The sequence below is a fragment of the Andreprevotia chitinilytica DSM 18519 genome (assembly GCF_000711875.1).
Taxonomy (GTDB): domain Bacteria; phylum Pseudomonadota; class Gammaproteobacteria; order Burkholderiales; family Chitinibacteraceae; genus Andreprevotia; species Andreprevotia chitinilytica.
Genome location: NZ_KL543993.1, coordinates 60,496 through 84,879 on the forward strand (window position 1 = coordinate 60,496; position 24,384 = coordinate 84,879).

Annotated in this window: 20 protein-coding genes; 16 read left to right on the top strand and 4 right to left on the bottom strand. The window is 59.5% G+C overall.

The features are described 5' to 3' along the window. Nucleotides 1-16: 16 nt before the first annotated feature. Nucleotides 17-1,771, bottom strand: a complete 1,755-nt coding sequence (locus tag BR41_RS21930) for an LTA synthase family protein (RefSeq protein WP_035061628.1) — start codon at nt 1,769-1,771, stop codon at nt 17-19. A gap of 592 nt (nt 1,772-2,363) precedes the next feature. Here BR41_RS21930 and BR41_RS21935 point away from each other — a divergent pair. From BR41_RS21935 to BR41_RS21990, 12 genes are all read left to right on the top strand, one after another. Further along, nucleotides 2,364-2,750 carry a hypothetical protein gene (locus tag BR41_RS21935; RefSeq protein ID WP_051711618.1) on the top strand — a complete coding sequence of 129 codons (387 nt, stop codon included), beginning with the start codon at nt 2,364-2,366 and terminating at the stop codon, nt 2,748-2,750. After that, nucleotides 2,747-3,475, top strand: a complete 729-nt coding sequence (locus tag BR41_RS21940) for an SDR family NAD(P)-dependent oxidoreductase (RefSeq protein ID WP_035061631.1) — start codon at nt 2,747-2,749, stop codon at nt 3,473-3,475. The genes BR41_RS21935 and BR41_RS21940 overlap by 4 nt, the downstream gene beginning before the upstream one ends. Then, entirely contained in the window at nt 3,472-4,863 is a 1,392-nt protein-coding gene (locus tag BR41_RS21945) for an ANL family adenylate-forming protein (protein WP_035061634.1), read from the top strand. Before BR41_RS21940 ends, BR41_RS21945 begins: the two co-directional genes overlap by 4 nt. Then, nucleotides 4,860-5,555, top strand: coding sequence for an acetyltransferase (locus BR41_RS23365; RefSeq protein WP_051711621.1), 696 nt, complete (start codon nt 4,860-4,862; stop codon nt 5,553-5,555). The genes BR41_RS21945 and BR41_RS23365 overlap by 4 nt, the downstream gene beginning before the upstream one ends. A 254-nt stretch (nt 5,556-5,809) precedes the next feature. Then, nucleotides 5,810-7,534: a tryptophan 7-halogenase gene (locus BR41_RS21955; protein ID WP_035061637.1), complete on the top strand. Its 1,725-nt coding sequence runs from the start codon at nt 5,810-5,812 to the stop codon at nt 7,532-7,534. A 2-nt stretch (nt 7,535-7,536) separates the two neighbouring features. Further along, complete coding sequence (locus tag BR41_RS23370; RefSeq protein WP_156970879.1) at nt 7,537-8,241, top strand: 4'-phosphopantetheinyl transferase family protein; 705 nt, start codon at nt 7,537-7,539, stop codon at nt 8,239-8,241. Nucleotides 8,242-8,301: 60 nt separating this feature from the next. Beyond that, nucleotides 8,302-8,850 carry an RBBP9/YdeN family alpha/beta hydrolase gene (locus tag BR41_RS21965; RefSeq protein WP_035061640.1) on the top strand — a complete coding sequence of 183 codons (549 nt, stop codon included), beginning with the start codon at nt 8,302-8,304 and terminating at the stop codon, nt 8,848-8,850. Nucleotides 8,851-9,007: 157 nt separating this feature from the next. Continuing rightward, a complete protein-coding gene (locus BR41_RS21970) occupies nt 9,008-12,937 on the top strand; it encodes a non-ribosomal peptide synthetase (protein ID WP_035061643.1) in 3,930 nt (1,309 codons plus the stop codon). 28 nt (nt 12,938-12,965) lie between these two features. Beyond that, the gene (locus BR41_RS21975) at nt 12,966-13,292 is read left to right on the top strand and encodes a hypothetical protein (RefSeq protein WP_035061646.1); all 327 of its coding nucleotides are present in this window, start codon (nt 12,966-12,968) and stop codon (nt 13,290-13,292) included. Between the two features lie 21 nt (nt 13,293-13,313). Beyond that, entirely contained in the window at nt 13,314-14,189 is an 876-nt protein-coding gene (locus BR41_RS21980) for a GNAT family N-acetyltransferase (RefSeq protein ID WP_035061649.1), read from the top strand. A 196-nt stretch (nt 14,190-14,385) separates the two neighbouring features. Then, complete coding sequence (locus BR41_RS21985) at nt 14,386-16,827, top strand: penicillin acylase family protein (RefSeq protein ID WP_035061652.1); 2,442 nt, start codon at nt 14,386-14,388, stop codon at nt 16,825-16,827. 30 nt (nt 16,828-16,857) lie between these two features. After that, nucleotides 16,858-18,150: a cation:proton antiporter gene (locus BR41_RS21990; RefSeq protein WP_051711625.1), complete on the top strand. Its 1,293-nt coding sequence runs from the start codon at nt 16,858-16,860 to the stop codon at nt 18,148-18,150. 4 nt (nt 18,151-18,154) lie between these two features. On the opposite strand, the gene gcvA is transcribed toward BR41_RS21990, so the two are convergent. After that, on the bottom strand, nt 18,155-19,054 hold the full coding sequence (gcvA, locus tag BR41_RS21995) for a transcriptional regulator GcvA (RefSeq protein ID WP_035061654.1): 900 nt from the start codon (nt 19,052-19,054) through the stop codon (nt 18,155-18,157). A 95-nt stretch (nt 19,055-19,149) separates the two neighbouring features. Here gcvA and BR41_RS22000 point away from each other — a divergent pair, with 95 nt between their 5' ends. After that, entirely contained in the window at nt 19,150-19,473 is a 324-nt protein-coding gene (locus BR41_RS22000) for a DUF2917 domain-containing protein (RefSeq protein WP_035061656.1), read from the top strand. 38 nt (nt 19,474-19,511) lie between these two features. Further along, nucleotides 19,512-20,069: a MarR family winged helix-turn-helix transcriptional regulator gene (locus BR41_RS22005; protein ID WP_084187530.1), complete on the top strand. Its 558-nt coding sequence runs from the start codon at nt 19,512-19,514 to the stop codon at nt 20,067-20,069. A gap of 116 nt (nt 20,070-20,185) precedes the next feature. Here BR41_RS22005 and BR41_RS22010 read toward each other — a convergent pair whose 3' ends face one another. Continuing rightward, nucleotides 20,186-20,974, bottom strand: coding sequence for a substrate-binding periplasmic protein (locus BR41_RS22010; RefSeq protein WP_084187532.1), 789 nt, complete (start codon nt 20,972-20,974; stop codon nt 20,186-20,188). Nucleotides 20,975-21,669: 695 nt separating this feature from the next. Next, the gene (locus BR41_RS22020) at nt 21,670-21,981 is read right to left on the bottom strand and encodes a helix-turn-helix domain-containing protein (RefSeq protein WP_035061664.1); all 312 of its coding nucleotides are present in this window, start codon (nt 21,979-21,981) and stop codon (nt 21,670-21,672) included. 115 nt (nt 21,982-22,096) lie between these two features. On the opposite strand from BR41_RS22020, the gene BR41_RS24980 reads away from it, so the two are divergent. After that, nucleotides 22,097-22,249 (top strand): hypothetical protein, encoded by a 153-nt coding sequence (locus BR41_RS24980; protein WP_156970881.1) that lies wholly within the window; start codon nt 22,097-22,099, stop codon nt 22,247-22,249. A gap of 419 nt (nt 22,250-22,668) precedes the next feature. Next, a partial coding sequence (locus BR41_RS23375) for an RHS repeat domain-containing protein (RefSeq protein WP_169741354.1) occupies nt 22,669-24,384 on the top strand: 1,716 nt, incomplete at its 3' end.

The following is a 24,384-nucleotide window of genomic DNA, read 5'->3' on the forward strand; positions in this document are numbered from 1 at the left end:
TTCATCATTCGTTCCATCAAAACAGCCGCTCGGCAAACAAGGCGCGGGGAAACTCGCGCTGCCAGCCGCTCGCCGCCTCATCCGCCAGCTGCGCCGGATCACGCTCGCAACGCGCTGCCAATGTATCGAAATAACGATCCCGATAGGGCAGTTGCTGCGCGATTACCGCAGGCACGCAGAACATCGGTCGGCCTGCGAGCGTCTGACCCATCGCCTTCGCCCGCATCGGCTCTGCGGCATAGCGCACAAACAGCGGCACCTCGCCGCGCACGGCACGTTGTTGCGGCGTCAGGTTCAAAGCGAACCTGAAATCACCATTACGCGCCCCGGTAGCGCGGAAGTAGCTCTGATCAAACACGCCGGCATCGACAAACGCTTTCGAGAGCGATGGCTTGTGATCGCCGACCAGCATGAACATCAGCTTGCGCCCGCGCGCCTTTGCCTTCGCTTCCAGCTTGGGTACAAAGCGGTTGAGGTCGGCGACCGCCTCGGCCAGCCGCTTTTCGTAATCACCTCGCCCGCCATCGCCCTCCTTCTCGGCATATGCACCATGCGTGTGCACGGTGACGAGAAACATGAATGTGCGGCTGCGCTTCGGCTGCTTGCCATAAAGACTCAGCGCTTTGTCATAGAGCAGCCTGTCGGCCGGCCAACCTTTTTCTTCCCATTGCATCTCATCAATGAAGTGCATCTCGTTGAAGCCGAACTTGGGATAGGTGTCTTCGCGCTTCCAGAAATTGGCATGGAAGTTATGGATGCCGAACGTCTGGTAGCCGGCACGTTTAAACAGTGCTGCCAGGGTATCGGCCTTGTCGCGGTAGGCCGAAGCGAAGTTCTGATAATCAATGCCCGGCAGCACCGATGACGGCAGACCGATCAGGAATTCGGATTCAGCTTCCGCTGTACCGCCACCAAAAACCGGGCTCACGACCGACGCCAGACTGAATCCGCGTTGGGTCAGCTGGGCAATCGGTGTGCTGAAACGCCCATCCTGGCTGGTGAAACACGCCTCGCACAGGATCATCACCACATCGGGCGCAACGGTCGGTTCGGACGACTGCATCGGCGCTACGGCATAGAAATCGTGCGGGCCACGTTCGGGCACCTCGACACTTTCTGCAGTAAAGAACACATGGCCCAGAATGCCGTTGCTGCGGATGTTCTCGTGGAAGTTATATGAGAGGTAATGCGCGCCGAGCTGATCTTCCAGAAACGCATTCTGATAACGATTGATTTCATGCGGGGCATAGACCCGCACCAACAACATGAGCGGCAAGATCAACGCGAATGGCAGCAGCCCTAAACGCCGGCGGTTCCAAGGCGGTTGCCGCCAAAGCCCGATGCCAATGGCAAGCACCGTCACCACCAGCCAGCCCACCACTTCCGCGTCCAGATAACTCGTCAGTGCGGCACCTTGCCCGGCCGCCAGCAGATCGCGAGCGACCAGTGGCTCATCGGTCATCCCTTCCTTGATGGCGGTCACGACGTTGAGCAGGCTCTCCAGCCCGATGGTGGCGAACAACGCAGCCCAGCGCTGCAAAAAGAACGCGAAAAACCCGAATAGCAACAGCGAGAAGAACAGCAGCGGTGGATAAACGCCCGTATCCGCAGCGATATGCCCGACGATGAGCGTCAATAACGGCGCAACGATACGCGGCAGCCATGCCGGCCAACGGCGATGGAGCAAGTAGAGCGGGCGGAACAGGGGAAGGATCTGAACGAGGCCGAGCGGTGCAGCAGCGTCGCCGGCGGGATGAATCAACTTACGCATGCGGCGGAAATTAACATGGGGACGCCATGCCCACCATTGGAAAACTTCCGCTCCGACCAAGATGACCGATGCCAGTTCAGGCAATCACATCAAGACACAGAGCCCACCCGTCAGGATTGGAATTCCTAACTAGAATTAAACAGCCCGCTCAAATAATCCTACACTCGCATGGCATTCCATTACAAAAAAACCACGTCAGATTGAATTAAAACCAAGTAAGGTTTTTTGACCATGTCACACATGACATGAACAAACCAGCGTGCTAAATCGAATTCAGCGCCACCAATTAGGCCAACATCAATCAAGCAATATTGTTTTAATAGATACGATTAATGTAAATAAGCTTATTATATTTGCACTTGCAATTGAACAATTCTCGCAATCGTCATTGACTTTGCAAAATTACAATGATAATTTTGCTGCGAATATTCTTACATCAATCTAGAAAACGAGCATTGGCAGATACCCTTACAGGTTCGTCTGACTCGTCAAGAATAGAACATCGAAACGATATAGCCAGAAGCGATCTCAATTCGGTGCTGTTGCCGCGCTATCCGCGGCACTTCCAAGTATTCTGTAGCGACATCACTCTATGACAAGCAAACAGGACAAGCCCGCCGTCTACTGGGGCTTCATCTCTGGTGCGTTTTACGGCAGCTGGGCGTTTATTGCCAATTTCGACCACGGCCTAATTGCGGCAATCCGAGCCGGCGCAATGCAATTCACGCTTAGTTTTTGTGCCTCATCCATTCTGGTATTCGTGATGGATATTATTCTGAGCAAAGGCAAAAGCGTGCTCCATCAGTGCGTGGCTGCGTTATTGCCGATCAATTTGCTGGCGCTGGTATTCATTGCCGGCCATTGGCTGGCCGGCACACCGCATATATTGGCCACGATTGCGCCATCTTATTTAGTCGGCACCGTGTTTTGCACATTATTGGTGCGCCGTAAAACCCTCCGATTGAATGCCGCTACATGATTGAATCACCCCAGAGTGAATCGCCCCGCGTCGTTGCCATTACCGGCACACGCAAAGGAATCGGCAAGGCATTGGCAGAACATTTCCTGGCCAAAGGGCATACGGTATTTGGCTGCAGTCGCGGCGATGCCAGTATTGCAAATGCCAATTACCAACACGTATGCGCCGATGTCGCCGATGAAACGCATATCAAGCAATTCTTCAAGACGGTGCGGCAAAGCGCGGGGCATCTGGACATCCTGATCAACAACGCAGCATCCGCATCGATGAATCACTTGTTGCTCACCCCGCGCCAGACGTTCTCCAGCCTGCTGGAAACCAATGTCGTCGGCACCTTCCTGTGCTGCCGCGAAGCGGCCAAGTTGCTCAAGAAGAGCAAGACTGGCGGGCGGATCGTCAATTTCTCCTCCATTGCCGTGCCGATGCGGCTGGAAGGCGCCAGCGCCTATGCCGCCAGCAAGGCGGCAGTAGTGAACCTGACCGAAATCATGAGCAAGGAACTGGCCGCGTACGACATCACCGTCAACGCGATCGGGCCGACGCCGGTGCCCAGCAGCATGTCGCGCACGGTGCCAAGCGACACGATGAAACAACTCATCGAGCGCCAGACCATCAAGCGCATGGGCCATATGGATGACGTGCTGCATCTGGTCGACTTCCTGGTCAGCCCCAAGAGCAGCTTCATCACCGGCCAAACCATCTATCTCGGAGGCGCACTGCAATGACGCTCAGCTACAAGCCCTGCATCGAACAGCTGCGCAGCCATGGCGAGCGCCCGTTCCTGCACGATGCCGCCGGCACCACCAGCTATCACGGTCTGTGCATGCAGATCGAACGTCATCTGTCGTTGCTGACCTATTCCGGTGTGCAAGCGGGGCAGACCGTGTTCGTGCAGGGCGATTACTCGCTGGCGCGCATTGCCTTGTTTCTGGCGCTGTATCAGAACGGCAATATCGTCGTGCTCAATACCTCGACCAACGAGGCCGAGATCGCCACCAAATTGCGGGTGGTGCAAGCGGATTACCGCATCGATGCGCAAGGCGTGATCACCCGCCACGTTGCTACCGGCACGGCAACCACCGCCGAGAACCGCCTGCTGAACGGCCTGCGTGAGCGCAATCGGGCTGGCTTGATCCTGTTCAGCAGTGGCACCACCGGCGAGCCGAAGGCGATGCTGCACGATCTGGATACGCTGGTGGATGCCTTCCTCGGCCGCCGCGCCAAGGCCACCAACATCCTGCTGTTCCTGCTGTTCGATCACATCGGCGGCATCAACACGCTGCTCAACATTCTGGCCTCCGGCGCGAGCGCTACCTTGCCGGGCGAAAAGACCCCGGAAAACGTCGCGGCGATGATCGAGCGCTACAAGGTGGTGGTGCTGCCCACCTCGCCCACCTTCCTGAACCTGCTGCTGGTCAGCGGCCTGCTCGATCCGGTGCGCTTGTCCAGCCTGCGCATGATCACCTACGGCACCGAGCCAATGCCACACACGCTGCTGGCCCGCCTGCGCGAACGCCTGCCACGCGTGAAGCTGCTGCAAACCTTCGGCACCAGCGAAACCGGCATCGTCAGCACCGCCTCGCGCTCGTCGGACAGCCTGTTCATGCGCTTCGACGACGGCGACACCGAACACCGCGTCGTCAATGGCGAACTTTGGCTGCGCAGCAAGCGGCAGATCCTCGGCTACCTCAACCATCAGAGCGACCGCTTTACCGACGACGGCTGGTACAAGACCGGCGATATGGTGGAACAAGGCGAAGACGGCTTCCTGCGCATTCAGGGCCGCGATAGCGACATCGTCAATGTCGGTGGCGAAAAGGTCTTCCCGGCCGAAGTCGAATCGATCCTGCTGCGGCTGCCTTTCATCGTCGATTGCAAAGCCTATGGCCAGCCCAACGCCATCACCGGCCAATCGGTCTGTGTCGACGTGGTGCTGCGCGATACGCCGCCGGAAGAACACAAGGCGCGCGCGCTGGAAATCAAGCGCTTCGCCCGCGACAACATGGATGCCTTCAAGGCCCCCACCCGCATCAACGTGGTAGCGCAACTGGCCTATTCAGCGCGATTCAAGAAGCTCAAAGCAGCCACACAGTATTTAGAGGAAGAAGAATGAAAGACCTGATCCTGATCGGTAACGGCGGCTTTGCCCGCGAAGTGCTGGGTTACTACCGGGCCATGTGCGATGCGGACAACCGCCGCCCCCGCTTCAAGGGCTACCTGGATCGGCGCGCCGATGCACCCAACATCTTTTTTGCCGGCAGCTATCTGGGCAACGAGGCCATCCACCTCACCGACCCGAACGAAGTGTTCGTGCTCGGCATGGCGGACATCGCCACCCGCAAGGGCATCATCGCCACCTATTTCTCGGTGGACTGGCAAAGCGTGAACATCATCCACCCCAGCGCCACCATCGATTCGACCGCCCGGCTCGGCACCGGCAACGTGATCGGCCCGCACTGCCATATCGGCGCGGCAGCGCGGCTGGGCAATCACAACGTGCTGAATTACGGCTGCTCGGTCGGCCATGACTCGGTGCTCGGCAACAACAATGTGCTGGCCTCCAATTGCCAGCTGGCCGGCTACGTGTCGATCGGCAGCGACAACTTCTTCGGCATCAGCGCCAGCGTCATTCCGCGTACCACCATCGGCGAGGGCAACAAGATCCAGGCCGGCACCACCGTCACCAGCGATGTGCCGGATCACGCCTTCTATTTCCACCGTGACACCAACAAGACTGCGTTCATCTTCAACGATGGGCGCATCGCCGGCAGCCCGGCCGGCAGTACTGAAGAAGCACTGACTTGAGAATGAAAGGCTGACTTTCTCCCCTCTCACATCCCGTGCAAGGCTTTTAGCGTTGTTCAGGGAAAGTGGGAGAGGGGCTGGGGGTGAGGGTGAGGGTGATTTTAAAAGGCTGCGTCCTTTTCACCACCCTCTCCCTAACCCTCTCCCACTGTCCCTGAACAAGGCAAAGCCTTGCACGGGATGGGCGAGGGAACAAAAACGTTGAATGGCTTCGGCCCGTTTTTTCCGACACACCAACACGAACAGGAAGATCCATGAGCAAACCCGTATTGATCATCGGCGCTGGCCCCGGCGGCTGCGCTTCGGCCCTGACGCTACGCAAACTCGGTCGCGACGTGATCCTGTATGAACGCGCGCCGACGCCGCAGTACAAGATCGGCGAATCGTTCCTGCCCGGCACGCTGTCGCTGCTGAAGCGCCTCGGGTTGATGGATCGCATCGATGCCGCCGGCTTCGTCAAGAAACCGTCCGCCACCTTCATCTGGGGTGCCGATGAAGCACCGTGGACCTTCTCCTTCGCCACGCCGTGCCCGGAACCGTGGATTTTCGATCACGCCCTGCAAGCGCACCGCGCCGAATTCGATGGTCTGCTGCTCGATGCCGCCCGCGAAGCCGGCGTAGTCATCAAGCAAGGCCACAACGTCACCAAGATCGGTCTGGACGATGCCGATGGCGTGCACATCGAATGGGCCACCGATCAGGAAAGTGGCCGCGACGAAGGCAGCTACGTGATCGATTGCTCCGGCCAGGGCGGCCTGATCGCCCGCGAATACAAGCTGCGCCGCTACGACGAGTTCTACCGCAGCCTGGCAGTGTGGAACTACTTCAAGAGCACGCGCGAATTCACTGGCGATCTGAAGGGCACCACGTTCTCGATCACCTTTAAGGACGGCTGGATCTGGATGATCCCGCTCAAGGACGGCACCTATTCCGTCGGCGCGGTGGTCGATATGGACAGCCTGAAAGACATGAAGGCGATGGGCGATCTGAACTTCCTGCAGCACTGCCTGCGCTCTGCCCCGGAAGTCGCCACCATCATCAACGTCGATGAGCCGCTGACCGAAACCCGCATCATCCGCGAGTGGTCGTATGACGCGGAGAAGTTCTCCTTCGGCCGCGTCTTCATGTCCGGCGATTCGGCGTGCTTCACCGATCCGCTGTTCTCGCAGGGCGTGCATCTGGCCACCCAATCTGGCGTCAGTGCCGCCGCTGCCATCGACTACCTGTTGGACAATCCGGCACGGGCTGACCAGGTGCATGCGTGGTACGACCGCTCCTACCGCGAATCGTATTCGCAGTACCACGAGTTCCTCGCCTCGTTCTACAGCTTCGCCTCGCGCCTGATGCCGGCCTCGTCGTTCTGGACCAAACGCCGCGTCGACGGGCTGGCGGACAAGCGTTTCGAGAACAAATTGTGGTTCGCCAAACTCACCGGGCAGGCGCATGACGAGCCGGCCAGCGGCGATCGCGATGCGGTCGAGGACTTCGTGCAGCGCTCGGGCAACATGATCAACATCGGCCAGCACTTGCGCAAAACGCTCACCGAAGACTTCACCGAAGAAGAGCTGAACGCCGCCCGCCTGAACTGGATTTCCAAGCTCACCAAGTCGCTCAACCGCATCACGGCGTTCCGCTGGGAAGGCGATGAAGTCCGGCTGAACGACACCTTCAAGATCGATCCGCACAGCTTCGAGCTGAAGGCCTATCAGGTGATCGGCAACGAAAGCGACGTGCGCATGAACAAGTACCCGCTCTCCGCCGCGCACCGCGACATCCTGGCGCAGGTGAATCGCCAGAAGATCGGCTACAAGGAACTGCTGCGCCAGCTCAAGGATGTCGACGGGCAGGATCGCGCCTCGCAAATCATCATCCGCCTGCTCGAAGCCGGTCTGATCAAGGGCTACGACGACGCGGGCGAACAAGTCCACGTGCAACGCCGCCTGCGCTTTGACGGCGTCGGCGCCGAGTACGAGGTCTGATCGTGCAGTCCAGGGGCAGCAATGTCGTGGTGCTCTGCGCCCGCATCGGCCGGCAGCTCTCCGAGCCCGCGCTCGGGCGCTACCTGCGCCTGCTGCCCGAGGACGAACGCGAAGCCGTGCTGCGAATGCGGCGCTGGCAGGATCGGCAGGCGCGCTTGTTCGGCCGCCTGTTGATTCATCGCGGCCTGCGTTTGTGCGGCGCGGCGGCCAGGCTGGCCGACCTGCGCTATGGCGAACAAGGCAAACCGTACCTGGCAGGCAGTGAAGTGGAAATCGGTCTGACCCATTCCACCGATGTGGTCGCGGCAGCGCTCTGCAGCGGTGGAATGGTCGGCATCGATGTCGAGGAAGCCGGCAAGGTCGAGCGCACGGTACTGAACAAGGTGATGGATGCCGGCCTGATCGCGCAAGCCGATGGCTGGCGCGGCCCGATCGATGCCACCACCCGCTTGTGGACGGCGTTCGAGAGCATCGTCAAAGCGGACGGCTGCGGCATCGTGCTTGGCAGCAAGCACGTGCAACTGGAGTGTGATCCGCAATCGCCCTGGCCCAGCGGCACCTTGCATGGCCGGCGCTGGCATCTGGCCCCGCTCTCGCCCACCGACGGCAGTTTTGGTTATGTCGCCGCGGCGCGACCGATCAAGGCGTTGCATATCCATCATCTGCAGTTCGCGCCCCCGCGCAATCCGTCACGCAACACCTCGTGAAATCCATCACGAAACCAGACACGAGCCCCATCGTGAAACGCAGCAAGGAGGAGTCCTGACATGACGCAAGCAACATTGGTGGTGGTGCCCGGCTTGGGCAATTCCGGGCCGGAGCACTGGCAAACCCACTGGGAATACAAGTACCCCGGCACCTTGCGGGTGCAGCAGCAAAATTGGGATCACCCCGACCGCCAAAGCTGGATCGACACGCTGGATCGCACCGTGCGCGAAACCCCGGGCAAGGTCGTGCTGATCGCCCACAGCCTCGCCTGCGCGCTGATCGCCAACTGGGCATCGAGCGCCGCCGACATCAGCGACAAGGTACTGGGCGCGCTGCTGGTTTCCCCGGCCGACGTCGATTCACCCGAACACACGCCGGCCGAAGCCCATGTGTTCGCCCCGATGCCGACGCACCGCCTGCCGTTCCGCAGCCTGGTGATCGCCAGCGATGACGACCCCTACGTCGACATCGACCGCGCCCGTGACTTCGCCAATGCCTGGGGTGCCGATTGCATCAGCATCGGCTCGGCCGGCCATATCAATTCGAAATCGAATCTGGGTGAGTGGAGTGCCGGGCAGGTTTATCTGGATCGGTTGTTGAGTCATTGAGCATTTTTATCCCCTCTCCCATGGAATGGGAGAGGGTTAGGGAGAGGGTGCTTGCAAAGCAAGTTGCAGCTTGCACGACCCTCACCCCCCGCCCCTCTCCCATAAATGGGCGAGGGGAGTAAGTGCACCACCGCCCACTCTCCAGACAGGAATACTCGTGAGTCATCCGCGCTACGACCTCAACCTGGCCCAGCAGGACATTTACTTCGATGTGCTGCAGCAATCGGGCACGCTCTATCACGTCGGTGCCCGCATCGATGTCGACGGGCCGCTCGATCTGGCGCGGCTGGAGCGCGCCTACCACGCGGTGTTCCGCGATGTGGACACCCTGCGCAGCACGGTGGCGGTGCATAACCACCAGCCTGCGATCACGGTGCTGCCGGCCGATACCCCGCCGCCCCGCCTGCAGATCACGGCACTGGGCGAGCGCGCCACGCCGGAATGCGTCGAGCAGCATGTCGAGCGACTCTTCGACCAGCCGTTCGCCTTCGACGGCCACAGCCTGTTGCATCGGCTGCTGGTCATCCTCGAACAGCCCGATCGCCATACGCTGGTCTTTGCCTGCCACCACCTGTTGATCGACGGCTGGACCGGTCTGCTGCTCTACAAGCGGCTGGTCGCGGCCTACAACGACCCGATCAATAACGACCCAATGCTGATGGGCAAGCTGGTCAGCGGGACGCCCGTTGAAGTCTGGCCGCACTGCGGCGACGGCAACTATGCCGAGTCCGCCCGTTGCATCAGCGATCAGGCTTATTGGTCGGCGCATTTCCCGGATTTGCCCGAGCCGCTGTTCCCGCATCCGCAGCGCATCAAGGGTCGCTCCGACCGGGCGGAGATCGCGCTTGATCCAGCGCTCTATCAAGCATTGCAAACCCAGGCACAGGCCATGGGTATCGGGCCGGCAGCGGTGTTTCTCGGCCTGTTCCTGCTGCTGCTGAGCCGCCAGTCCGGTAATCGCTCGCCGTGCATCGGCATGCCGATCCTCAACCGCCACAGCGCCGCCGAGCGCACCGTACCGGGCTTGTTCGTCCACCTGCTGCCGGTCCGCGCGCACCTCGACGACGAGACCACGCTGGGCGATTTTCTGCACGCGCTACAAGGGCAACTGAAAGACCTGTATCGCCATCAACGCTACCCGCTGAGCCGGGTCGCCACCGGTGCCGGCGCGCTGGGCAAACCGCTGTTCGATTGCGTGTTTTCGTTCGAGCGCCAAGACGTCGGCCCTGCCTTGCTCGGCACCCGCTGCCGGCTGGCCCCTGTCACCCGCGAAGGCGAGAAATTCCCGCTCACGCTGCACGTGCGCGACTTCGGCGAGACGCAAGCGCCGGAGCTGCATTTCGACTTCAACCAGCACTACTGGGGCACGTACGGCATTCAGCCGCTGGTTGAGCAATACCTGCACGGCTTGCGTGATTTCGCCGCCCAACTGGCTGCGCCGGCCAGCGCCTTTGACTTCCAGCACAGCCATTTCAATCGGACTTTTCTGGATCAGTACAACCATACCGGCCACGACCTGCCACACGCAGATGCACAGACCGTACTCGACTTGTTCCACCAGCAAGTCGAACGCCAGCCCGATGCCATCGCCGTGCAGGATCGGGATACGCAGCTGAGTTATCAAGCGCTGAACCAGCAAGCGAACCGGCTCGCCAATTACCTGCTCGCCAGCGGCCTGATCAGCGGCCCGGATACCCGCATCGCAGTCATGCTGGAGCGCAGCGCGGCAATGATCGTCGCCGTGTGGGCCATCCTCAAGGCCGGTGCGGCTTATGTGCCGATCGACCGGGATTTCCCGGCTGAGCGCATCGCCTTCCTGATCGACGACAGCGGCAGTGTCGCCACCCTGAGTAACTCCGCGGCGCTGGCGCGACGCCCACGGTTGCCGGGCAAAGTGATTGAACTGGACATGCACGCCGCCAAGATCGCCGCCACCAGCGATCGCAAGCCTGCCAGCACCGCCAAACCCGCCGATCTGGCCTACGTGATCTACACCTCCGGCACCACCGGCCAGCCCAAGGGCGTGATGGTGGAGCACGGCGGGCTGCTGAACCGGCTGGCATGGCAGGCTGACTTTCTGCAGCTCTCGCCCAGCGCAGTGGTACTGCAGAAGACCACCTACACCTTTGATGTCTCGGTCTGGGAAATCCTGCAGCCGATGTGCTTCGGTGCACGGCAAGTGCTATGCCCGGAGTCCGTCACCCACAATCCGCCGGCGCTGATCCGCTTGATCGAAGAAACCGGCGTCACCTGCCTGCACTTCGTCCCCAGTGTGCTCAACGCGGTGCTCGCCGCCGTCGGGCCGGTGCAACGGGCCGCTTTGCGCTCAGTGCGCCATGTAGTTACCAGCGGCGAAGCACTGTCGCCGGTCACTGCGCATAACGTCTTCGCCGCAATGCCGGACGTGCAGCTACTCAATCTCTACGGCCCGACCGAGGCCACCATCGACGTCAGCTATTACGTCGTCCGGCCGCAAGACAGCGTGGTCTACATCGGCAAGCCAGTGTGGAACACCACGCTGCACGTGCTGGATGCGCAGTTGCAGCCGGTGCCGGTCGGTTGCGTCGGCCAGCTCTACCTCGGTGGCATTCAGGTGGCGCGCGGCTATATCAACCGCGACACGCTCAATCGCGAGCGCTTCCTGACCGCGCCGTGGGGCGAGCGCCTGTATTACGCCGGCGATCTGGCCCGCCTGAGCCCGTGCGGCGAACTGGAATACCTGGGCCGCATCGACGGCCAGGTGAAGATCAACGGCGTGCGTATCGAGGTGGATGAGATCGCCAATGCGCTGCTGGCGTGCGCCCATGTGCAGGAAGCGACGGTACGCGCCGTCGCCACCGCCGATGGTGGCGGGCAGATGCTGGTGGCGTACTTCACCGCGACGACGGTCATGGATATTGCCCGCCTGCGTGCCGAACTCGCCGCGCGGCTCCCACAGGCGCTGTTGCCGACATTGTTCATCCAGCTCGATCGCCTGCCGACCAAACCGAACGGCAAGCTCGATGTCGATCAGCTGCCGCCACCGAGCGTCGCCACCAGCGGCGTAGCCAGCACCCCGCCGCAGACTGCGAGCGAGCACCAACTGCTGGCGATCTGGCAAGCCTTGCTGCCCGAGCGGGACATCGGCATCGACGATCATTTCTTCGCCATCGGCGGGCACTCTTTGCTGGCGATCCGCATGCTGCAGGAGATCGGCGAGCATTGCGCAGTAACGCTCGGCCTACGCGATGTATTCCACTATCCGACCATCCGCCAGCTGGCGCAGCGCATGGAGCAACAGGGCGAGGACAACAACAGCCTGCTGATTCCGCTGTCCCGCCCCAACGAGGCGGCGGCCACGGCGCAGCAGGTGTTCTTCATCCCACCGATGTCCGGCTCGTCGACCATCTATCGCACGCTGGCGGAGCGGCTGGGATCGGCCTGCCGGGCATTTGGTCTGCAATACGACGACAACCATTGGGACGACGGCCACGCGCAGCGGGAGAAAGCCCGTTTCGACTCACTGGCGGCGCTGGCCGAAAGCTTCCACCACGAAATCGTGCTGAATCAGCCGCAAGGACCGTTCGTGATCGTCGGCTATTCGATGGGTGCCAAGATCGCCTTTGAAATCGCCCGCGAACTGGAGCGGGCCGGTCAGCAAGTCCGCTTGTTCCTGCTCGATGGCGGACCGCAAGACGATCCGAAATACGACCCCGATGCCGCCCGCAGCCGGCTGACGCAAGACATCGAGCGGGTGATGCCCAGCCAGCGCGGCGATCTGGAAATCGGGCCGCGCCTGATGGAAACGCTGCTGCACAACATGCGGCTGGATGCCGCCCATGCCGCGCATGGCCTGATCGACGGCGATATCACCGTGTTCCGCGCCGCACGCAACGAACGCCGGCCGAACCTCGACTTGTGGTCAGCCCGCACCCGGGGCGATTTCAACCTGATCGACCTCGATTGCGACCACTTCGATGTGCTCGATGGCCCCAACGAAGCCATGCTGGCCGCGCACCTGATCGCGTACCTGAGCCGCGATCAGGCCGCCGCACCGGTGCTGGCCGAAATCACTCACGCAACACCCAACCCATTCCCGGTTCACTGACCTCCACCTCTTTTGCAAGGACATTGCCATGGAAAACCAAGTCTTCTCGCTCATCATGAAAACGCTCGAAGCCATCAACGCCGAGCGCGACAACCCCATCGACACCAGCGCAGGCTTGCAATTGGCACTGTATGGCACCAACGGCGTGTTCGATTCGATGGGCCTGGTCAACTTCCTGTCCACGCTGGAAGAAGAAATCGAGGACGAGATGGATCAAAGCGTGTCGCTGACTTCGGAAAAAGCCGTGTCGCGCAAGATCAGTCCGTTCAGCAGCGTGGCTGCACTGATCGATTTCATCCACGAGGAATTGGGCGTGACAGCCGCGGCAGAAACGCTGGAAGCGGCAACGGTCTGATCGCCGAGCGAGGAGGGCAACATGGTTGATATCCGCAAAGCGACCGAGAACGACTGCGAGCAGGTCTACCAGCTGCTGCGTTCATCACCGCTGAATTCGCGTGGTTTGCCGCGGGAAAATCGCGAGCGCATGTTTCGCCGCCACTGGGGCGGGGAAGAGGATTACTACGGCTATGTCATGACGGACGAGGACAAGGTGGTGGGCTATATCGGCACCCTGTTCAGCCGGCGCGAGGTGGGTGGCGTGGAGCGCAAGTTCTGCGAAATCCATAGCTGGTATGTGCAGGACGCCTACCGCAACGAAAGCCTGAAGCTGTTCTTCCCGATCTGCGGCCTGCGTGGTTATGAAATCACCAACCTCACCCCGACACAGGGCGTGCTCGATATCCAGCGCAAGTTCGGCTTCGTCGATCTGGAAACGCATCTGCGCGTGATCTATCCGCTGCCGACGCTGGCATCGTTCACCACCCGCTACCGCCTCCAATATGACCCCGAGCGCATCGACGAACAGCTGGAAGGCGAAGGGCGGCGGGTGTTCGACGATCACCGTCACCTGAACTGCCTGCACGTGCTGGCCAGCAATGCCGCCGGCGAGACGTGCTACCTGATGGTGAAGAAACTGCGCCGCAGCCACCTCGAACCCTATGCCCGTGTTTTTTACATCAGCAACTTGAAGGTGTTCCACGAGCTGCTGCCGGTGTTACGCACCCGTCTGTGCCTGAAGCTGAAAGTGCGTTGTCTGGTGATGAACGACGACCTGCTCGAAGGCCGCACACCGCGCTTCTCATCCCGCATGACGCGGGAAGTGCCGTCGATCTACAAGTCGAAGAACCTGGGCAAGCAGGATATCAATCACCTGTATTCGGCACCGTTGGTGCTGGATTACTACATGCAGTGAGTTGACGACGGTAGCACAAGGGCTCCCCTCTCACACTTGTGGGAGAGGGGCTGGGGGTGAGGGCGCATGTCATGTGCAGCGTCCTTTTCCCGACCCTCTCCCTAACCCTCTCCCACAAGTGTGAGAGGGGACTAGATTGTGGAGCGACGTTAACGTCACCGCCCCAGCAAGCAGACCCGAACCACCATAAGAACGAATGAAAAAAGCCCTGAAAATCACCGCCACCAGCCTGCTGATCCTCTTGCTGCTTATCGCTGCAGCACTGCTCTGGTATCGCAGCGCCAGCTTGCCGCAGCTGTCCGGCACCCGCCAGATCAACTCGGCGACCTTGCAAGCGCCGGTGAAGATCGTCCGCGATGGCAATGGCGTGCCGCATCTGTTTGCAGCCAGCGAAAATCAGGCTTATTTCGCGCTGGGCTTTGTGCATGCCCAAGACCGCTTGTGGCAGCTGGAAATGAACCGGCGCATCGCCAGCGGCCGCGTGGCGGAGATTCTCGGGCCGGCGGCGCTCGATATCGACAAGTTCATCCGCACCATCGGCGTGCACGAGAACGCAGCACGTATCTACGCCAATCTCGACACCACCACGGTCGATTCGCTGCAAGCCTATGCGGACGGGGTCAACGCGTATCTGGCGCAGCGGCATGGCCCGTTGCCACCCGAGTTCCTGCTGACCGGCGCCCCTGCCCCCGAGCCGTGGACGCCCGTGGACAGCATCGCGTGGCAAACCATGCTGGCGTGGGATTTGAGCACCAACTGGTCGATGGAATTGCAACGCATGCGGCTGGCGCAAAAGCTCGATCTGCCGCAGATCCAGCAATTCATCGCGCCCTACCCCGGTGAGCTGCCGCCGGCCACCGCCAACTACGTGAAGCTGTATCGCGGCCTGAATGGCGCGGCCGAGCAAGCGGGTGCGCTGTTGGCCGCTGCGCCGACCGGCCATGTCGAGGGGATTGGCTCTAACAACTGGGTGGTGGATGGCAAACGCAGCGAATCCGGTAAACCGCTGTTGGCCAACGACCCGCACTTGGGCTTGTCGGTGCCGTCGGTGTTCTATCTGGCGCATTTGTCCGCACCGGGGCTGAACGCGGTCGGCGCAACCGTGCCGGGGCTGCCGGTGGTGCTGTTGGGGCATAACAGCCACATCGCGTGGGGCTTCACCAATACCGGGTCAGACGTGCAAGACCTTTACATCGAGGCGATCAATTCGCAAAAGCCCAGCCAATACCGCACGCCGGACGGCTGGGCGGATTTCGCCGCCCACAAGGAACAGATTCGCATCAAAGGCGCTGAACCCATCACGCTCACCGTACGCCGCACCCGTCACGGGCCGGTGATCAGCGATGTGTTGAATCCCGCCCGCCAAGCGCTACAAGGCGATGGCAGCCACGTGATCACTTTGCGCTGGACGGCGCTGGAGCCGGATGACAAAACCGTGCGTGCGGGTATCGCATTGGGCAAGGCAACGGACTGGGCGTCGTTCCGCACCGCCTTGCGCGACTTCCATTCGCCGCAGCAGAACATGGTTTACGCCGATGACAGCGGCAATATCGGCTTTATCGCCCCCGGCCGCGTGCCGCTGCGCCGGCGAGACAACGATCTGCATGGCATGGTGCCCGCCCCCGGATGGGAGGCGCGCTACGACTGGGGCGGCTTCATCCCTTTCGATGCCTTGCCACAGCAATACAACCCGGCGCAAGGCTGGATCGCCAGCGCCAATCAGAAGATCGTCCCGGACGATTACCCGTACTTCCTGACCAGCGAGTGGGGGCTGCCCTATCGCTACGACCGGATCGCGGCGCTGCTGCAGCAGAAGCCGCGCCACACGCTGGATAGCTTCGCTGCCATTCAGGCCGATACCCGCTCGCAAGCGCTGCTCGACCTGTTGCTGACGTTGCTCGCTGCGCCGCCAGCGGACGATGCATCCCGCCAGGCCATGGATCAGCTGCGGAACTGGGACGGCACCATGGACACGGATCACGCCGAGCCTTTGCTGGCGACCGCGTGGCTGCGCCAGCTGTCGAAAATGATCTTCGAGCCGCCGTTGGGCAAAGCCTTGTTCGACGACTACTGGGAGCACCGCAGCGTGCAGCAGACGCTGCTGAACGTGCTGCATAACGTCGATGGCGAAGCCGCCTGGTGCAAGGACAAGCAAGGTCAGGGCGATGCCGCTTGCCAGCGCCTGATCACCGCCGCCTTGCCGTTGGCACTGGCCGAACTGCGCCAGCGCTATGGCAAGGATGCCCAGGACTGGCGCTGGGGCGACGCCCACCATGCCCGCTTCGAGCACCGGCCGTTCACCAAGCATCCGCTGCTGTCGCGCCTGTTCAATATCGAGACGCCCAGTGCCGGCGACACCTTCACCGTCAATGTCGGCCGGATCAATTTCAAGGATGAGCAACACCCGTTCGATAGCCGTCACGGCGCTGTCTTCCGGGCGCTCTACGATCTGGCAGATCTGGAACACTCGCGCTTCGTGCTGGCGACCGGCCAGTCCGGCAACGTGCTTTCGCCGTATTACCGCAATCTGGTCAGCATGTGGCGGTCGGGCGCTTATATCGCCATTCCAACGGCGCCGGCTGCATTGAGCGGCGATGGTTTTTCCACGCTGACGTTAACGCCGATTCGCGATAATTAACCCTAACCACGATCTATAGACGGGAACATCATGTCCGCCCTGCACGAAAGCGCTTTGATCAGTTTCTTCCTCAGCATCGTCTGCATCGTCGGCTTCGCGCTGGCGCTGGGTGCCATCGCCCAACGCCTCGGCCAGGCGCCGGTGATCGGCGAAATCCTCGCCGGCATCCTGATCGGGCCGTCTTGCCTGAGCGCAGCGGTGCCGGAATTGCACAACCTGTTGGCCACCAGCGGGGTGAAGAACGGCTTGTACCTGTTGAGCCAGATCGGCTTGGTGTTGCTGATGTTCCAGTTCGGGCTCGACTTCCACCTGGATCACCTGCGCGAACGCAAAAACCGCCGCGCCGCGCTCAGCATCGCCCTGGGCGGATTGATCGCCCCGTTCGCACTCGGCGCACTAGCAGGCTGGTATTCCCATGCCCTCCTTGCGCCAGCAGTACCGCGCGCCGCGTACGTGCTGTTTTGCGGCATCGGCTTATCCATCACCGCCGTGCCGGTACTGGGCCGCATCATCAGCGATCTGGGCTATCAGGACACCCCCGCCGGCAGCATGGCGATGTCCGCCGCTGCACTGACCGACGTCATCGGCTGGTTCATGCTGCTGGCGATTGTCGCGATTGCCAGCGCCGGCTTCGATCCGATGCAGTTCGCCGGCAAGCTGGCACTGTTCGGCGCGTATTGCCTGGTCTTCTCTTTCGTGGTCAAACCGTTGTTGCTGCGGGCACTGGCGATTCTGGATGCACGCGGCAGCGCCTTGGCCGAACAAGCCAAACTGGCGGTGACCTTATGCCTGGTCCTGGTGTCGGCCGCGGCCACGTCCTATATCGGCGTGCACACGGCGTTCGGTGGCTTCATGCTCGGCTTGCTGTTGAGCAAACAGCAGAAGGCGCTGGGCAGCTGGTCGATCAGCGTGCCGCCATTGGTCAACATCCTGCTGGTGCCGGTGTTCTTCGCCTATACGGGGCTGAACATGGATCTGTCGGCGCTATTCTCGGGCCAGATGTCGTTGTGGACCGGCGTGTTCATCGCGTGCGCCATCGTCGGCAAATACGGCGGCAGCTATGTGGCCGCGCGGGCCAGTGGCTTGGCCATCGGCGACTCACGTGTCATCGCCATGCTGATGAACACGCGCGGACTGATGGAGCTGATCGTGCTCAACATCGGCTTCAGCCTGGGTGTGATTCCGGCCAGCGTGTTTTCGATGCTGGTGTTGATGGCGCTGGTGACCACCATGCTGACCTCACCGATGCTGCACTGGTGGCGGACACGCATGGCGACTCAATCACCCTTGCTGCAGGATGTCGCCACCGAGAATGGCGTTTGAGCGGTCAGGTCGCTGCTGCTTCAAGATTCGCCTCGTACCGGGCTACCTCGTCCGCCATCCAGCGTGAAAAGGCTTCCAGTTTGGCCGACCCGTGCGAGCGCGGCGGCCAAACCAGCCAGTAGGGGTACTGGTACGGGATTTCGATCTCGGTCACCCGCACCAGCTCGCCCCGCCGCAATGCGCCATCGACCAGCGAACGGCGGCTGAGCGCAACGCCCTGGCCGAGGCGCACGGCCTCCAGCACCAGGTTGGAGTCGTTCATCCAGATGCCGCTGGGCGGGCGCTCCTCCAACCCGGCGGCCATCAGCCATGATCCCCACGGCTCGGCGGTCTGGATGATCGGGCACGCCAACACGTCCTCTGGTTTGACAGGCAACTTGCCGCCGTTGAAGTGTGGGGAGGCCACCGCCAGCAAGCTGTCGTTCATCAACCGTCGCTGGTGCAGCTCTTCCCAGCCCCCCGCGCCCATGCGGATGGCGATATCCAGTTGCGCCGTGTGCAGGTCTTCCATCTCCAGCGAGGCGCGCAGATGCAGGCGCAACTCCGGGTACATGGCAGAGAACGTCGGCAAGCGTGGCACCAGCCAGTGCTGGCCAAAAGACGGGATCACGCCGACGAACAACTCGTTGGCGCGCGGCTGGGCCAGCACCGCCCGCGTGGCACGCGCTATTTCCTCCAGTACCAGGCGCACCTGCAAAGCGTAGACACGCCCCTCTTCCAGCAGGCGCAACCGCTTGCCTTTGCGCGCAAACAATTCGATGCCGAGGTACTCCTCCAACGCACGCAACTGGTGGCTCACCGCCCCGTGCGTGACATGCAACTCTTCCGCAGCCTTGACCACGCTGCCCACTCGCGCCACCGCTTCAAACGCCCGTAACGCCGCCAGTGGCGGATGCTCTCGCATGTTAATTTCTCTCACATAAAAGGTGAAAACAGATCGGCGAACCGCTTCTTTTTACGCAGTATAGTGGCGGAAACAGGCTCGGTTGCTATCCAAAAATGCTCACCTATCTCAGGTTGAAAATTTATCCGGGGGAGTTGTTTTCCGCCCGCATTGGCAACCTCGCGGCACGGTGCGAGAGCGGGGTCGCGTGGCTTACCGTATCGAGCACCGGCACCGATTACGTCCTGAACGATGCTGACCAGGTGGAACTGCCCAAGGGCGACCTGTTGGTAGAGGGCGATTGCACGCTGAGCCTGTGGTCTGTCGCCAAGCCTTCCCGCTTTCCGGGGCGTTCCATCAGCAACCTGGGAAGCGCCCACGGTGCAAGCTTCCACCAAGGGGCCAGTGGCGACCAACGCGAGCAGCAGCCCGCTGCATGAACATTCGCACAACAAGGGACTTTCCGGTGAATAGCAGAATGACAAACTTGGCCCTGCCAGACCACGCAGATAACGAACACATTGGCGAACACATAGGGGACAGCACAGGCTTCCTGCTCTTGCAGGTATCAAGCGCCTGGCAACGCACCATCACCGCCGCATTACGCCCCTACGGCCTGACGCAAGCCCAGTTCACCTTGCTCTCCGGCATGCTGCAGCTCTCCGAGCATGAAACGTATGTCACGCAAGTCAAACTGGCACGCCACACCTGCAGCGACGTGATGATGACATCCCAAGTGCTGCGCACGCTTGAATCGCGTGGCCTGGTCGAGCGCAACCCTCACCCGACCGACACGCGCGCCAAGATCCTGGTACTGACTGAAATCGGCGAAAGAACCGTACTACGCGCCATGCCAGCCGTGAACCGGATCGATATGGACTTCTTCAGCGATCTGGGCGAGCAGCGCACGGTGTTCTACCGCATGCTGCACAAACTGAGCGCGCATGACCCCTGCGCCATCGTGCCGGATCAAAGTACGCGCGTACCGCAAATCCAGTTCATCGAACCAACAAGCCATGCCGGGTTGCGGCAGTGAGGGCTGTTAGATCTGCTTGACGTCCGATGCCGACATCACCGCTGCCGCCAGATGTGGCGGCAGCGGCTTGTATCCCTGGCCATTTCTTGCTAATCGTTTCGTCGCGTTTGGAATAGCTATTTGTCTGGATCATCAACTGCAAAATGACTAGGCAGGCCGTAACGCTGCAGGATCGCTTGATAACTCCCCTTTTTCTTCATTATTCTCAATCCTTGATTAAGCTCCGCTGCCAGTTCTGCATGGTCAGGGTATTTTCTGGAAATCATCAGGTGGAACTTGATGAAACTTTCAGGCCGCTCCAATACGCCGATTTTTGCGGCTTCTGCGGCCGAGAAATTTTCTCGCAGTATTTTCTGCCCGACGAATTCATCGAGAACGAGAAAATCAATGCGCGCGAAAACAAGCTTTCGTAAATTTGCCTGATCATCGCTGACATAATCGATTGTCAGTCCGGCCTGCTCAAAATCCGGAATATACCAATACCCCCTGATCCCACCTACTCTGTATCCGCGAAAGTCCTTTAACGTATGCCATGAAAACCCTTTAGGGAATTTTTCCTTATTAAAGAAAAAGCGATTGGAGGAATAGACAATTGGATCGGAAAAATCGTATTTTTTCAGGCGCTCTTCATTTTTGAAATAAGGGGCCGCGCCAAATGCCTCTCCAGCACCGACCATGGTTTCGCAGCGGACCCACGGGTAGAACTGAAATGTGACATCGCGATGCATTTCAGCAAAGGCCTGTTTTATCAATTCCAATACAACACCCGAACCATTATTGCGGGAAGACGTATATGGCTCGTAATCGGAAGAAACAATCAACACAGGCTCTCCGGCCATGCAAAAGCTGGCACAGCAGCATATTGCAGCAAGAAAGCACCAGCATCGCTGAAGCATTTTATTCATTGCGTGCACCTGACATATAACCTTGCCAAATCAAGCACCCCAGCAAAACCGGGGAATTACCTTCAATTCATCATCTTATGAATAGTTTACGCGCTGGCACGTTGTCCAGTTCGACCAAATATCAATTGATGTGATTCCGATGAGTTGCCGCCAGAGAGGATGGTCGCACAGCGAGCGATGAGGCAGCATGGTGCCTATCAAGCCAAGGATTCTCTCGGCCTCGGCCCCACAGGCACGGCGATGAGGGAAACCGACGCGCAGAGAATATATTGGCGGAACAGAAGGGGAATTGCGGAAGAGAACCTGCAGAAACAACAAGGGCCTGATCAATGTCAGGCCCTTGGTTTGCTACGTATTTCATGGTGGGTCGTGCGGGACTCGAACCTGCGACCAACGGATTAAAAGTCCCTCAGTCTTTCGGCCCGCTAAGGCGCGGCAGATAAGGAAACGCAGGGGTTCAAGTGTCTAATATTTTGTCCCTGCCGCCAATCCCCCAAGCCAATGAATTCGCCACGTGTGACCGGCTAATTAGACAGGTCTTGAGCGCCGGATCGCGCTAAAAAAGCTGCTCCACCTCCGATGCTTTCCAGTTGGTGATGCCACTGGTCTTTGGACTCCCAAGCGCATTCGCAACGCTATAGCAGATACCTACCTTTATGAACCCCAGCAAAAAAGGCCGGATTTCCGGCCTTTTGTTATTCGTGTTGCTGCGGCAGCGTTTCGATATAGGCCAAGACTTGCTTTCGGTGTTCCACACGCAAGGCGTGGAAACCAAGCAACAGCTCCGCCACCTCATCTTCGACCGCATAAAAGTAGGCGGCTGGCACCCCTAAGACCGCGCCAAAAGTCTCGACCAGCTCCGGGTCGGGAATGCGCTTCCCCAGCTCATAGCGGTTCATTCGCGTGCTGGCGGACATCTCGTCCAGCCCCGCATCGATCCCCAGCCGTTCCTGCGACAGCCCTGCCCGCAGGCGCGCTTCCTTTAGCCGTTTCGCAAGCACCGACATGCTGACCCCAAGCACAAAAACAAGATGGTCAGCTGTCCTGCTTGTTTAAATACTACCGATTCGGTAGTGTTGTTGGGTTCAAGAAAGCCGGAGTAATGTGCAGATGGTGTATTTGATGTTCGCCGTGTCGCTGGCCGCCATCCCGGCCATGATTGCCAACTTCAAAGGGCGTTCGATTGTTGGCTGGTATCTGTACGGGTTTGTCATTTTCCCACTAGCGCTTTGGCATGCCATCCGGTTGCCGTATCCGGAGGGCAGAGGCCAATGAAACCCGACATCCACACGCTAAAACCATGTTCGCTTATCACTCTGCCGTCTGTCGGGATGCCGTTGGCATTGGGTATCAAAATAGGTAAAAACCCGAATCTTAAATGCTGTCACTATGCTTAAGGTTTTTTCTTACAAATTTAAGAAGTTGCAGGGAAAACATGAAAGAATTCCGCTTGGCTGGTCTTGCCCCCATTTTCTCTTCTTACCTCCCGTCTGCAGCTGATATTCGGTACTGGGCATGTAGCGATGCTACTTGCGCGAAAGCAATACGCTGAGCGAGTAGTTCCAAATAAACGCAGAATCCCTCGGACAAAACAAAAGCAAGTTCAGGGGTAATGCTGTCCGAGCAAATAAGAAAACGGCTTTCGCAATTGCGTCAATTGACGCTATTCGTCCAAACATAATCAGGGGACGTTTGTGCAATTCATTATTCGACTGAAGAAATCGTACTGGCTTGGTTTGGCTGGCTTGATGTTATTGGCAACTGGCACTAGCGTCCACGCGCGAGACATTGAGCCGCATTTCTATTATCAGCTTAGAACGCCTTGCATCCTCTGCTTTGGCGATGCGCCATATAATGCGCCACAGAACACGGCAGAGGCTGTGTATGCAGTCATACTGCAAAATGCGCCTGCGTACACTGCCGCGCACCCTGAGCTGGTTCCTCCTCAGCAAGCACCGATCTATCAGGAGTTGTTTATTCCCGATGGTGATCAAACTACCAATGGAAGACACAATACTTATTACTGGCATTGGGTTACCCAGGTTAGCATTGCTAACAATTTGCCGCCAATATTGGAAGAATCGGGCATTATTCTGCATGCGGAATGCCCTGCGTACTTCCAGCTAAAGTTTGATGTTGTCGTTCCCTATCAGTCGAACAGGGCATATTGCGTCATGCTCGATCCCGCAGAGCCTGATTGCGACAGCTGCAACAAACCACCCAAAGCTGGCAATCCGATCCTCCCTTCGACTGGTTTGAAGCAGCAAATCGAAACCGATTACCAAGGTAGTAGCGGCAATACTTTGCGATTTACCCGTACCTATCGTAGTGACCGCAACACGTGGTCTAACAACTACGCAGTCACAGGTATCGACTACGCCAACATTCAAGCCAATCTGAATGCAATCAACGGCGTTTGGCCTGATAACGCGTGCTATCCGGGTTTCGGTACAACTACCGGCCAGTCTTGGTGTTTCCACTACATGGCCAACGCGGATCAATCCGGGGTTGCATTAGCAAACGATTTTGCAGTGCAACGTGGCGCGGATCGCATACTGAATTTCGGAACGGCAACGAGTCTCGCACCTGCTGCCGACATCAACGACCGTGTGACAAAACTGACCGATGCCAGCGGCAACATTACTGGCTATAGCGTTGCTAATGCCGCCAACAATTCGACCGAGTTTTATGGTCTGACCGGGCAATTGCTGTCAGTCACCGACCGCAATGGTCAAGTGCAAACGTTCACTTATTCCGACGCTGCTACACCAGCTGCCATTGCCCCGAGGTCGGGCCTGTTGACCAAAGTTGCCGATGCCTTCGGCCATGCCTTGTCATTTACCTACAATAGCGCCGGTCAAATGGCGACAATGACCGATCCCGCAGGCGGTGTTTATACCTATGCCTACGACGAAGCGAGTTCGATTGTTTTATCGGGTAACCCGGCTGCTGGCGTTCTAACTTCCGTGACCTACCCAGACGGCACAAAGAAAACTTATTGGTACAACGAACAGGACAAGACGGCGCAAAACAATCTGCCCTATGCCTTGACCGGCATTACCGACGAAAACGGCGTGCGCTTTGCTACCTATACATACAACAGCGCTGGCAAAGCCACCTCCACCGAGCATGCAGGCAAGGTTGAGCATTACGACGTTGTGAGCTTCACCGATATTACGAGTGTTAACACCCAAGCTACTGTCACCGATCCGCTCGGTGCACAACGCAACTATACATTCCAGAATGTGCTTGGCGTTGCCAAACCGATTGTTCAAACCCAGCCCGGTGGGGCCGGGAATCTGAACGCGTCGAATGCAACGACCTATAACGCGAACGGAAATGTGGCGAGTCGCACCGATTTCAATGGCGTTACAACGACCTATGCATACGACCAAGCCCGCAATCTCGAA